We start from the raw sequence: 14049 nt of genomic DNA, 5'->3' as shown, positions 1-14049 counted from the left end.
AATTGCAGCTGTTAATGTTGTTTTACCATGGTCAACGTGGCCGATAGTACCGACGTTTACATGCGGTTTAGTACGTTCAAACTTTGCTTTTGCCATTTTACTGGTTTCCTAAGTTAAAAATCCGACCTCAATTTTGAGTAGCGGATCAGACCTTCATTAAAATTTAAGTTCGCGCGTTTGTAATGGCTTTAGAGACATTATTAGGCGCTTCTGAGTATTTAAAAAATTCCATTGAATATGACGCTCGCCCTTGAGTTGCACTGCGCAAATCAGTAGCGTAACCGAACATTTCCGATAACGGTACTTTAGCATGTATTATTTTAATACCTGCCACACCATCATCCATGCCTTCAATCATACCCCGACGCCTGTTAAGGTCGCCGACTACGTCACCCATCCAGTCTTCTGGAGTGGTAACTTCAACTTTCATAGTTGGCTCAAGTAATACAGGATTTGCTTCTGCAGCCCCTTTCCTGAACCCCATCGACCCAGCGATTTTAAACGCCATTTCTGAAGAGTCAACATCATGATATGAACCATCAAACAAGGTGACTTTTACATCAAGCACCGGGTATCCAGCTACCACACCATTTTGCATCTGTTCTTCGATACCTTTATCAACTGAAGGGATGAATTCTTTTGGAACTGCACCTCCTACAATCTTGTTGATAAATTCGTACCCAGCGCCTTCTTCATTAGGTTCGATGGTTAACCAAACATGACCAAACTGACCTTTGCCGCCTGTCTGGCGAACAAATTTACCTTCAACATCAACTTTATTGCGGATGGTTTCACGATAGGCAACCTGAGGTTTACCTACATTACACTCAACATTAAACTCACGCTTCATACGGTCAACAATGATATCAAGATGTAATTCACCCATACCAGAGATAATTGTTTGACCTGATTCTTCGTCAGTATGTACCTTAAAAGATGGGTCTTCTGCTGCTAGTTTACCTAGGGCGGCACCCATTTTCACTTGGTCTGGTTGAGAGCGAGGTTCTACTGCTATAGAAATAACCGGTTCAGGAAATTCCATTCGCTCTAGGGTAATGATGTGGTTAGGATCACATAATGTGTCACCCGTGGTTACATCTTTTAGCCCAATTGCGGCAGCAATATCACCAGCACGTACTTCTTTAAGCTCTTCTCTATCCTTGGCGTGCATTTGAACAATTCGTCCAAAGCGTTCACGTTTTGCTTTTACTGGGTTGTAAAAAGCATCGCCTGAATTTACTACACCGGAATAACAACGGAAAAAAGTTAAAGTTCCAACAAAGGGGTCAGTGGCAATTTTAAATGCCAAAGCAGCAAAGGGCGCAGCATCATCTGCTGGGCGTTCCGCTACTGTTTCTTCTTTGTCGTCTAGTACACCTGTGATTGCAGGTACATCCATAGGAGCCGGAAGATACTCGATTACTGAATCAAGCACCGCCTGCACACCCTTATTTTTGAATGCAGAGCCACAAGTAGCTAATACTATTTCATTCGCCAGTGTGCGTTTGCGTAAACCAAATTTAATCTCAGCTTCGGTAAGCTCAATGCCTTCCAAATATTTATCCATCAACTCATCGGTTGCTTCAGCTGCTGCTTCAATGAGTTCAGTACGCAATTCTAGCGCTCTGTCCATTAAGTCAGCTGGGATAATTTCGTAGGTAAAGGTCATTCCTTGATCAGAATCATTCCAATTAATGGCTTTCATCTTGATAAGGTCAACAACACCCTTGAAGGTTTCTTCAGCACCGATGTTTAAATGAATAGGAACACAATTGGCACCTAAACGAGTTTCTATTTGTTTAACAACGCGTTCAAAGTCTGCACCAGCTCTGTCCATCTTGTTGACAAATACTATACGTGGAACGTGGTATTTATCAGCTTGACGCCAAACTGTTTCAGACTGAGGTTCTACACCTGACGAACCGCAAAATACAACTACAGCACCATCGAGCACACGCAAAGAACGTTCTACTTCAATAGTGAAGTCAACGTGCCCTGGGGTGTCAATGATATTAATCCGATGTTGATCGAATTGTTTGTCCATACCCGACCAAAAACAGGTCGTCGCTGCCGAAGTAATAGTAATGCCGCGTTCTTGCTCTTGTTCCATCCAGTCCATAATAGCTGCGCCATCATGCACTTCACCGATCTTGTGAGACAAGCCAGTGTAGAAAAGAACGCGCTCAGTGGTCGTGGTTTTACCCGCGTCCACATGGGCGACAATACCAATATTCCGATAACGCTCAAGGGGCGTTTTACGAGCCATAACTTTCTCTTATTACCAACGGTAGTGAGCGAAAGCTTTGTTTGCTTCGGCCATACGGTGAACGTCTTCACGTTTCTTAACCGCAGAACCTTTGTTTTCAGCAGCGTCGAGCATTTCAGCTGCAAGGCGTTGAGCCATTGATTTTTCACCACGTTTACGAGCAGCGTCAACTAACCAACGCATACCTAGGGCATTTCGACGAACAGGACGAACTTCTACTGGAACTTGATAAGTAGAACCACCAACACGACGAGATTTAACCTCAACCGTAGGGCGAATGTTGTCGAGTGCGACTTCAAATATCTCTAGGTGCGTTTTGTCAGCTTTAGCAGCAACAATTTCTAGTGCACCGTAAACGATCTTTTCAGCAGTCGATTTTTTGCCGTCTAACATGACGACATTCATAAATTTTGCAAGTAACTCTGATCCGAACTTAGGATCTGGTAGGATTTTACGTTGACCTACGACTCTTCTTCTTGGCATTTCAAATTCTCCGTAGAATTTTCAGGGTATTCCCAAAACTCAATTAATACTTTAGTTTGGCCTTACTAACGGAGAACCGTTAAGACTTAGGCCTTTTTGCGCCGTATTTAGAACGGCCGGCTCTGCGATCACTTACGCCAGCACAATCTAATGTACCGCGAACAGTGTGATAACGAACACCTGGTAAATCTTTGACACGACCACCACGAATAAGAACAACACTATGCTCTTGTAAGTTATGACCTTCACCGCCAATGTATGAAGAAACTTCAAAACCATTGGTCAGACGAACACGACATACTTTACGTAGTGCAGAGTTCGGTTTTTTTGGTGTGGTTGTATATACACGAGTACATACTCCACGGCGTTGTGGGCAGGCTTGCAAAGCCGCGACGTTGCTCTTCGTCGCAGGTTGTTTGCGTGGCTTGCGCACTAACTGGTTAACTGTTGCCATTAACTAGCTCCTGATTAAAATTACGACTGGTTACCCTTTTTTTAAGGGCGTAAAACGCGAAAAATCCGCGAGCCCTGATCCATTGACTATAAAGTCATCGAATTTCGGGTCGCGGAAGTCTAATGATCAATGAGTGACCTGTCAAGTAAGACTACTGCTAAACTGCATTTTATATGAGTTCTATCACAATGCTTAGTCAGTAATCTTTAATATCCAGATCACTTTCTGACCTTATTTTTTACTCGTCGGCAGGAGTATCACTTACTTCAGCATTAAGTGCTTCGGTGAGTGCTAATTCTGCTTCAGATGCTGAAACGGAAGGTTCTTCCCGTTCTTGCATCTCTGCTAGTTTTCTAGCAGTACGTTTTTGGTGATGCGTAAAGCCGGTACCGGCTGGTATCAAGCGTCCAACAATAACGTTTTCTTTCAAGCCACGTAACTCATCTTCTTTACCTTGCACTGCTGCTTCGGTAAGAACACGAGTCGTTTCTTGGAAAGATGCCGCTGAGATAAATGACTCAGTAGACAACGATGCTTTAGTGATACCTAATAACTGTGGTGCGTACTCAGCAGGGATTTTGCCCTGTCTTTCCAATTCACGGTTAGCGATTTTCACGTTAGACACTTCAACTTGCTCACCTTCTAAGAACTTACTGTCACCAGCATAAGTGATCATACACTTACGCAACATCTGACGAATAACAACTTCGATGTGCTTATCGTTAATTTTTACCCCTTGTAGGCGGTAAACTTCTTGTACTTCATTAACGATATAATTAGAAACTGCACTGATACCACGTAGACGTAAAATATCATGTGGAGATTCAGCACCGTCGGCAATAACTTCACCTTTTTCAACGTTTTCACCTTCAAACACGTTGAGGTTACGCCATTTAGGGATCATCTCTTCGTAATGATCACCTGTTTTAGGCGTAATAGTTAAACGTTTCTTACCTTTAGTTTCTTTACCATAACCAATCATACCTGATACTTCAGCTAGGATGGCAGGCTCTTTAGGTTTACGAGCTTCAAACAAATCAGCTACTCGTGGAAGACCACCGGTAATATCACGAGTTTTCGAGCTTTCTTGTGGAATACGCGCTAGTACATCACCAGGCTTAGATTCCATACCATCAGTTGCTTCGATGGTAGTAAAACTTGGTAGACGAATTTCTTGTAGACCAAATTCTTCGCTTTCAAGGATAAGCTTAGGTTCTTTCGCATTCGCCTTAGACAAGTCATTAACAACGATACGAGTAAGACCAGTTAAGTCATCTTGCTGCATCTCAGTGTTACTGTCATCAACGTCAGAGAAGCTAATTTTAGCAGCACGTTCAGTCACGATTGGATGTGAATGTGGGTCCCAGTTGGCGACAACTTCACCAGAGGTAACTTTAGCACCATCATCTACTGTTAATATTGCACCGTAAGGCACTTTATAACGTTCTTTCTCACGACCTTGATCATCAATAATAGTGATCTCAGTTGAACGAGAAACAATGACCACTTTATCGTCAGAGTTACGCACAAATTTAGCGTTATGTAATTTCAAGGTACCAGCAGTTTTCAACTGTACGTTGTTTTCTGCTGATGCTCTTGATGCCGCACCACCGATGTGGAACGTACGCATGGTAAGCTGTGTACCAGGTTCACCGATTGACTGTGCGGCGATAACACCGACAGCTTCACCATGACCAACCATATGTCCACGAGCCAAATCACGGCCGTAACATCTAGCACAGACACCAAAGTCGTTTTCACAAGTGATTACAGAACGTACTTGAATTTGGTCAACTGAGTTAACTTCAAGCAAGTCTACTAAAGCTTCGTCTAGCAGAACGTTACGCTCAACTAAAATTTCTTTAGTACCTGGTTTAAATACGTCTTCAGCAACTGTACGACCTAGAACACGTTCGCGAAGTGGTTCAACAACATCTCCACCTTCGATTAGAGGTGTCATTTTAACACCTTCAAACGTACCACAGTCATCGTTGTTGATGATCAAATCCTGCGCAACATCAACCAGACGACGGGTTAAGTAACCCGAGTTAGCAGTTTTAAGTGCCGTATCCGCCAAACCTTTACGTGCCCCGTGAGTAGAGATGAAGTACTGAAGTACGTTCAAACCTTCACGGAAGTTAGCAGTAATAGGTGTTTCGATGATTGAACCATCTGGTTTCGCCATCAGACCACGCATACCAGCTAGCTGACGGATTTGCGCGGGGCTACCACGAGCACCGGACTCGGCCATCATAAATACTGAGTTGAAAGACTTCTGCTCTTCCATTTCACCATCACGATTTTTAACTGTCTCAATCGACAAGTTATCCATCATGGCTTTGGCAACTTTTTCGTTGGCGTTCGACCAGATATCGATAACTTTGTTGTAACGTTCACCCGCGGTTACAAGACCAGATTGGAATTGTTCCTGGATTTCACGTACTTCAGCTTCCGCATCTTCGATGATATCTTTCTTAGCGTCAGGAATAACCATGTCATCTATACCAACAGATGCACCAGCGATCATCGCATAGTGGAAACCGGTATACATGATTTGGTCAGCTGCGATTACAGTATCTTTCAAACCTAAGGTACGGTAACAAGCATTCAACAATTTAGAGATTTGCTTTTTGCCCATCGCTTTGTTGATGATTTCAAAAGGCAAACCTACAGGTAACGCCAATGAGAAAATTGCGCGACCAACAGTAGTATCAGTTAAAGTCACTGTTTCTACTTTATTGCCCTCTTCATCAACAGAATGTTCTGTGATACGTACCTTAACGCGAGCATGTAATTCTACTGTATCAGTACGGTAAGCTTTTTCAGCTTCGTGTGGGCTGGTGAATACCATGCCTTCACCTTTACCATTAACGCGATCACGCGTCATATAGTACAAGCCCATTACCACATCCTGCGAAGGTACGATAATTGGCTCACCATTGGCTGGTGAAAGGATGTTGTTGGTAGACATCATCAATGCGCGAGATTCAAGCTGAGCTTCAATCGTCAACGGAATGTGCACCGCCATTTGGTCACCATCGAAATCGGCGTTGTATGCAGCACACACCAATGGGTGTAACTGAATAGCTTTACCTTCGATTAGGATTGGTTCAAATGCTTGGATACCCAATCTGTGAAGCGTAGGTGCACGGTTAAGTAATACCGGATGTTCACGGATCACTTCGTCTAATACATCCCATACTTCTGGATCTTCACGCTCTACTAATTTTTTAGCGGCTTTGATGGTGGTAGCAAGACCACGACCTTCTAATTTTCCGTAGATAAACGGCTTGAATAACTCAAGTGCCATTTTCTTAGGTAAACCACATTGGTGTAAGCGCAAAGTAGGGCCAACAACAATAACCGAACGACCTGAATAATCGACTCGTTTACCTAGCAAGTTCTGACGGAAACGACCTTGTTTACCTTTGATCATATCGGCCAAAGATTTAAGAGGACGTTTATTAGAACCTGTTATTGCACGACCACGACGACCGTTATCTAACAAGGCATCAACTGCTTCTTGCAACATACGTTTTTCGTTACGCACAATAATGTCTGGTGCAGCAAGATCTAGAAGACGCTTTAAACGGTTGTTACGGTTGATAACACGACGATATAAATCGTTCAAATCAGAGGTAGCAAAACGACCACCGTCTAGTGGAACCAAAGGACGTAAGTCAGGTGGTAACACTGGTAGTATAGTTAAAATCATCCACTCAGGTTTGTTACCTGATAATTGGAAAGACTCTAATAATTTCAAACGCTTAGTGATTTTCTTACGCTTAGTTTCAGAGTTAATTGAAGGTAACTCTTCACGCATAGAGACAACATCAGCATCAACATCTAGTGCTTTAAGCAATTCATAAACTGCTTCAGCACCCATCTTAGCTTCAAATTCATCACCATGCTCTTCAAGTGCATCCAAATATTCTTCTTCTGTTAGAAGTTGGCTGCGCTCAAGCGTAGTCATACCAGGTTCTGATACCACGTATGATTCAAAATAAAGTACACGTTCAATATCACGTAAGGTCATGTCTAACATTAAACCAATACGAGACGGTAATGATTTTAAGAACCAAATATGTGCAACTGGGCTAGCCAAGTCAATATGACCCATACGCTCACGACGTACTTTAGTTAAGGTAACTTCTACCCCACATTTTTCACAAATTACACCACGGTGCTTAAGGCGCTTGTATTTACCACACAAACATTCGTAATCTTTTACAGGACCAAAAATACGTGCGCAGAACAAACCGTCACGTTCAGGTTTAAACGTACGGTAGTTAATTGTTTCTGGTTTCTTAACTTCACCAAATGACCAAGAACGGATCATATCCGGCGAGGCTAGACCAATTCGTATATTATCGAATTCTTCGGTCTTATGTTGTTGCTTAAGAAACTTTAATAAATCTTTCACATTTCTCTCCCAGCGGAGTCAATTGCAAAGGTGTAACACTTGCACTGACAAGTGCTACACCATCCTGTCTATACGATCAGCAAGAGCAGCTTATTGCTCTTCTAGTTCGATGTTGATACCTAGTGAACGAATTTCTTTCAACAATACGTTGAAGGATTCCGGCATACCAGGTTCCATACGATGATCACCATCCACAATGTTTTTATACATTTTGGTACGGCCATTCACGTCATCAGACTTAACGGTTAACATTTCTTGCAAGGTGTAGGCGGCACCATAAGCTTCAAGTGCCCATACTTCCATCTCTCCGAAACGCTGACCACCGAACTGCGCTTTACCGCCCAACGGTTGCTGTGTAACCAAGCTGTATGAACCAGTAGAACGAGCATGCATTTTATCGTCTACTAAATGGTTCAGTTTCAACATGTACATATAACCCACAGTCACAGGACGCTCAAACGCGCGACCGGTACGACCGTCGAACAAAGTAATTTGTCCGCTTTCTGGGATATCTGCCAAGGTCAACATATGCTTGATTTCAGCTTCAGTTGCACCGTCGAATACTGGTGTTGCCATTGGCACACCCTTACGAAGGTTACCGGCTAAACGTGTTACTTCATCATCGCTGAAGGTACTTAAATCGACTGCCTGATGAGATTTACCCGCGCTGTACACTTCTTGTAAGAAGCTGCGCAATTTGGCCATCTCTTCGTGCTCTTTGAGCATGCGGTCAATTTTCACACCGATACCGCTAGCAGCCATACCTAAGTGAGTTTCAAGTACCTGACCGATGTTCATACGCGAAGGTACGCCCAGAGGGTTCAGTACGATATCAACAGGTGTGCCGTTTTCATCGTAAGGCATGTCTTCAACAGGTTTGATAGTCGAGATAACACCTTTGTTACCATGACGACCCGCCATTTTATCACCAGGCTGTATGTGACGCTTAACTGCAAGGTAAACCTTAACAATTTTAAGCACACCAGGTGCTAGGTCATCACCTTGAGTGATTTTACGACGTTTAACTTCAAACTTAGTATCAAAGTCAGCTTTGATTTCGACATGCTGATCAGCAATTTGATCTAGATCAGTTTGTGCATATTCATCATCAAGTGTTAAGTCAAACCACTTATCACGAGGCATACTGTCAAGTCTTGCTTGATCAACACCAGCCTTAAGCAACAAATTACCTGCACGAGCAAAAATGCCGTCAGCTAAAATATTGAATTCGTCAGATAAGTCTTTTTTCACTTCGCGTAATTGCATATCTTCAATTTCACGAGCGCGTTTATCTTTCTCAACACCATCACGAGTGAAAACCTGAACGTCGATTACTGTTCCATGTACGCTGTTTGGCACACGTAACGAAGTATCTTTAACGTCAGACGCTTTTTCACCGAAAATAGCTCGTAATAGTTTCTCTTCTGGCGTCAGCTGAGTTTCACCTTTAGGTGTCACTTTACCTACCAGAATATCGCCGCCTTTAACTTCAGCACCGATATACACCACACCAGATTCATCCAGTTTACCTAGAGCAGATTCACCAACATTAGGGATATCAGCACTAATCTCTTCTGGACCAAGCTTAGTATCACGAGCGATACAGCTTAATTCTTGAATGTGGATTGAAGTGAATCTGTCTTCCATAGCTACGCGCTCTGAAATCAAGATTGAATCTTCGAAGTTGTAACCGTTCCAAGGCATGAATGCGATACGCATGTTTTGGCCTAACGCCAATTCACCCATATCGGTAGACGGGCCATCGGCCAATACATCACCTGCAACAACCGGCTCGCCAACATTACAAGTAGGCTTTTGGTTAATACAAGTATTCTGGTTAGAACGGACATATTTGGTTAAGTTGTAGATATCAATTCCTGCTTCACCAGCAGTCATTTCAGACTCATTAACCTTAATTACAATACGACTTGCGTCTACGTAATCAACTGAACCGCCACGTTTAGCGATGATGGTCACACCAGAATCTACAGCAACTGTTTTTTCCATACCTGTTCCAACTAACGGCTTTTCAGCTATTAATGTAGGAACGGCTTGACGTTGCATGTTGGCACCCATTAGTGCACGGTTAGCATCATCATGTTCTAGGAAGGGGATAATGCTTGCAGCAACAGAAACGATCTGTTGTGGTGACACATCCATATAAGTGATATCAGTCACTGACATTAACGTGGTTTCACCACGGAAACGACAAGGAATTAAGTCTTCAGTCAACTTACCTTTTGCATCTAGTACTACGTTTGCCTGTGCAATCGCATATTGACCTTCTTCTATCGCAGATAGATAGTCAATTTCGTCAGTTACAACACCGTCTACAATCTTACGATATGGGGTTTCTAAGAAACCAAAATCGTTAGTACGGGCGAAACTAGCTAGCGAGTTGATCAAACCAATGTTTGGACCTTCAGGCGTTTCTATTGGACAAACACGACCATAGTGAGTCGGATGTACGTCACGTACTTCAAAACCAGCACGTTCACGAGTCAAACCACCGGGACCTAAGGCAGAAATACGACGTTTATGCGTCACTTCAGACAATGGATTGTTCTGATCCATAAACTGAGATAATTGGCTTGAACCGAAGAACTCTTTAACCGCAGCAGAGATAGGTTTGGCATTGATTAAGTCTTGAGGCATGATTGCATCAAGGTCACCTAAGCTCAAACGTTCTTTAACGGCTCGTTCTACACGTACTAGACCGACACGGAATTGGTTTTCGGCCATTTCGCCAACAGAACGAATACGTCTGTTACCCAAGTGATCGATGTCATCAACTTCGTCTTTACCATCACGGATAGTGATGAGCTGTTTCATTACAGCTACGATATCGGCTTTATCTAAAACGCCTTTGCCAGTTGAAATATCACGACCTAAACGGCGATTGAACTTCATACGTCCAACAGCAGATAAATCATAACGATCTTCTGAGAAGAACAAATTATTGAACAAAGTATCAGCTGCATCTTTAGTAGGTGGCTCACCAGGACGCATCATGCGATAGATTTCAACTAAAGCTTCAAGCTTATTAGTTGAACCATCGATACGTAAGGTATCTGAAATATAAGCACCATGATCAAGCTCGTTGATGTAAAGCGTATCAAATGCTGTGATACCTGCTTCAGTGATCTCAACAATATTTTCTAAAGTTAACAGGTCATTAGCAGTAACAATGACTTCGCCTGTTTCTTTATTGATGTAGTCTCGAGCAAATACACGACCAACTAAATATTCAGCTGGTACTTCAAGCTCTGTTATTTTTGCTTTTTCTAGCGCTCGAGTATGACGTGCAGAAATACGACGACCCGCTTCTACAATTACTTTGCCTTTATTGTCTAGAATATCGAACTGCGCAGTTTCACCACGAAGGCGGTCTGGCACGATATCTGACAAATACTTATCACCGTCGATACGTACTTGGTTTGTTTCAAAAAACAACTCAAGAATTTCTTCAGTAGGCATTTCTAATGCACGTAACATAATAGTTGCCGGTAACTTACGGCGTCTATCTATACGTACAAACAAATTATCTTTAGGGTCAAATTCAAAGTCTAACCACGAACCACGGTAAGGAATAACGCGAGCGTTATATAACACTTTACCTGATGAGTGAGTTTTCCCTTTGTCGTGATCGAAGAACACGCCTGGTGAACGGTGTAATTGCGACACTATGACACGCTCAGTCCCATTGATAACGAATGTACCGTTATCAGTCATGAGTGGAATTTCACCCATGTAGACTTCTTGCTCTTTAATGTCTTTTACTGTGCCTGGTGCTGCTTCTCTATCGAACAACACTAAACGCAATTTCACACGTAATGGTGCAGAATATGTAACACCACGGATTTGACATTCTTTCACATCAAATACTGGAGCACCTAAACGGTAACTTACATATTGCAACTCAGCGTTACCGGAGTAACTTTTTATTGGGAAAACTGATCGAAATGCTGCTTCCAGTCCATGTTGACCATCTACATCTAGGTCAATAAACTTCTTAAAAGAATCTAACTGGATTGAAAGTAGATACGGTATTTCCAATACCTGTGGACGTTTGCCAAAATCCTTACGGATACGTTTCTTTTCGCTATAAGAGTAAACCATGGGTTCCTCAGCCTGCCGATTTTTGACCCAACCTGCCTAACTAGATGTCTATAAAGACATAAAGCTAAACAAACTTCCGCTACCCTTTAAGTTTACAGAAAAACTTTTACCAAAGTCATTAAGAGGCTTACTTAACTTATTGGTTTTATTTAGCTTTATCTGCAATTTGCACTTCTTCATTAGGACTAATATCAAAGGATGAAAATAGTAAATCCTACAGCGCAAAAAGGCTGGTGACTAAAAAGTCACCAGCCTATGCCATTTCAGGCTAATATTCTGTGGTTAGACAGATTATTATTTAAGCTCAACTTCAGCGCCAGCTTCTTCAAGCGTCTTCTTAAGTTCTTCAGCTTCTGCTTTAGCTACGCCTTCTTTTACAGGTGTTGGAGCAGCTTCAACTAATGTTTTAGCTTCTTTCAATCCAAGACCAGTAGCAGTACGTACAGCTTTGATTACAGATACTTTGTTAGCGCCGAAAGATGTCATAACAACATCAAATTCAGATTGCTCTTCAACAGCTTCTGCAGCTGCAGCTGGACCAGCAACAGCAACAGCTGCTGCAGCAGAAACGTTGAATTTTTCTTCAGCCGCTTCAATTAGTTCAACTAGTTCCATTACTGGCATTTCAGCAATAGCGTTTAATATATCATCTTTAGTTAGAGCCATTTCTCTAAACTCCTGGGTTTAATGTTAAAAATTTATAATGCCAAAGTCGAAAATTATTTTTCGTCTTTGATCGCCGCCAATACGCGCACAAACTTGCCAGGAACTTCGTTGATAGTACGAACGAATTTCTCGACAGGTGCTTTGAAGGTAGCAAGTAATCTTGCCAACGCTTCGTCGCGGGTAGGAAGTGAAGCCACTGCATCCAATTTATCTGGACCCAATAAACCACTACCAATAGAAAGTGCAGTTACATTTAACTTACTGTTAGTTTTTGCATAGTCTTTAAAAAGACGAGCAGCACTACCAGGTGCATCTATGGAAAAACCATAAATTAACGGACCAGTTAAAGCACTGTCCATATCAGAAAACTTACTATCAGCTAAAGCGAGTTTTGCAAGGGTGTTACGAACTACTCGTAAGTAAACACCTTGTTCACGGGCTTTAACACGAAGGTCAGTTAATTCTGCTACTTCCATGCCACGGTATTCAGCGACGGCAACAGATAGAGCTCGAGACGCAACATCGTTTATCTCTGCTACGATCTCTTTTTTTGCTGCTAAGCCTAATGCCACTGAGTTCACCTCTTAAAGTCTGAAACATCATTTCTTTTAGAAATATCCGTTTCAGGATTCACAGATTGATATCATTACTTAAGGGTTAACTTGAGTAAATCCACCGCTCTACGGTGTTCGTTAATCCCAGAGAGTCTGAGTCGAAACCACCGTCTGCGCAGGCTTGCGTTTTAAGTAAGTTGTTTGCGACACGTGACTATAAAATCACTATCTAGGCGAATGCTCTCTTACTTCATTCGCCAACTTACGCCTGCGGTCTTGGACGGGAGTCTGTCGTTTAGCTGATTTTTCGAAAAGCTAAACTCAGACTCCAACCCACAACCGTTACAGAGAAACAGACAACTAAATGCCTGTCAAACCAACTAATTTAAGCGTCTAAACTAGCTTGGTCTACAGAAACACCCGCACCCATTGTTGTGCTAAGGCTGATTTTCTTAATGAAAGTACCTTTAGCTGAAGAAGGCTTAGCTTTGTTAAGCGCTTCTAGCAATGCTGCCAAGTTTTCTTGAATTTGCTTTGATTCAAAAGCGATTTTACCAATGCTTGCATGGATAATACCGTTTTTGTCGTTACGATAACGAACCTGACCCGCTTTAGCATTTTTAACTGCTGTAGCAACGTCTGGTGTAACCGTACCAGTTTTAGGGTTAGGCATAAGACCACGTGGGCCTAAGATTTGACCTAACTGACCAACAACGCGCATTGCATCTGGAGAAGCAACAACAACGTCAAAGTTCATTTCGCCTTTTTTCACTAACTCGGCTAAGTCTTCCATGCCAACAATGTCAGCACCGGCTTCTTTAGCGGCTTCAGCGTTTGCACCTTGAGTAAATACTGCAACGCGTACGTCTTTACCTGTACCATTTGGTAATACAGTTGCGCCACGAACGTTTTGATCAGATTTACGTGCATCGATACCAAGGTTAACGGCAACGTCAACACTTTCTGCGAACTTAGCAGTGGCCAATTCTTTTAACAAAGCAACCGCTTCGCTAAATGCATATTCTTTTGTCACGTCAACTTTTTCTTTAACTAAGCGAGCGCGTTTTGATAATTTAGCCATGTC

General features: G+C 42.5%; 9 protein-coding genes. All 9 read right to left on the bottom strand.

Going from position 1 to position 14049, the window contains the following annotated elements; translation table 11 throughout:
- The coding region (locus GARC_RS18605; RefSeq protein ID WP_039990023.1) for a GTP-binding protein at positions 1-96 on the bottom strand (96 nt) is incomplete at its 3' end.
- 67 nt (positions 97-163) lie between these two features.
- The gene (fusA, locus tag GARC_RS18600) at positions 164-2266 is read right to left on the bottom strand and encodes an elongation factor G (protein WP_007623104.1); all 2103 of its coding nucleotides are present in this window, start codon (positions 2264-2266) and stop codon (positions 164-166) included.
- A gap of 12 nt (positions 2267-2278) precedes the next feature.
- Positions 2279-2749 (bottom strand): 30S ribosomal protein S7, encoded by a 471-nt coding sequence (gene rpsG, locus GARC_RS18595; protein ID WP_034900295.1) that lies wholly within the window; start codon positions 2747-2749, stop codon positions 2279-2281.
- 79 nt (positions 2750-2828) lie between these two features.
- Positions 2829-3203 (bottom strand): 30S ribosomal protein S12, encoded by a 375-nt coding sequence (gene rpsL / locus GARC_RS18590; RefSeq protein WP_007623100.1) that lies wholly within the window; start codon positions 3201-3203, stop codon positions 2829-2831.
- A gap of 238 nt (positions 3204-3441) precedes the next feature.
- Entirely contained in the window at positions 3442-7626 is a 4185-nt protein-coding gene (gene rpoC, locus GARC_RS18585) for a DNA-directed RNA polymerase subunit beta' (RefSeq protein WP_007623099.1), read from the bottom strand.
- Positions 7627-7716: 90 nt separating this feature from the next.
- On the bottom strand, positions 7717-11745 hold the full coding sequence (gene rpoB, locus GARC_RS18580; protein WP_007623097.1) for a DNA-directed RNA polymerase subunit beta: 4029 nt from the start codon (positions 11743-11745) through the stop codon (positions 7717-7719).
- Positions 11746-12039: 294 nt separating this feature from the next.
- A complete protein-coding gene (gene rplL / locus GARC_RS18575; RefSeq protein WP_007623094.1) occupies positions 12040-12411 on the bottom strand; it encodes a 50S ribosomal protein L7/L12 in 372 nt (123 codons plus the stop codon).
- A gap of 53 nt (positions 12412-12464) precedes the next feature.
- Positions 12465-12983, bottom strand: a complete 519-nt coding sequence (gene rplJ, locus GARC_RS18570) for a 50S ribosomal protein L10 (protein WP_007623093.1) — start codon at positions 12981-12983, stop codon at positions 12465-12467.
- Between the two features lie 367 nt (positions 12984-13350).
- Positions 13351-14046, bottom strand: a complete 696-nt coding sequence (gene rplA / locus GARC_RS18565; protein ID WP_007623091.1) for a 50S ribosomal protein L1 — start codon at positions 14044-14046, stop codon at positions 13351-13353.
- Between the last annotated feature and the right edge of the window lie 3 nt (positions 14047-14049).

It is taken from the genome of Paraglaciecola arctica BSs20135 (assembly GCF_000314995.1).
In the GTDB taxonomy this organism is placed as follows: Bacteria; Pseudomonadota; Gammaproteobacteria; order Enterobacterales; family Alteromonadaceae; genus Paraglaciecola; species Paraglaciecola arctica.
The sequence above is the reverse complement of the archived record's forward strand: the minus strand, read 5'-3'. Positions and strand labels throughout refer to the sequence as shown.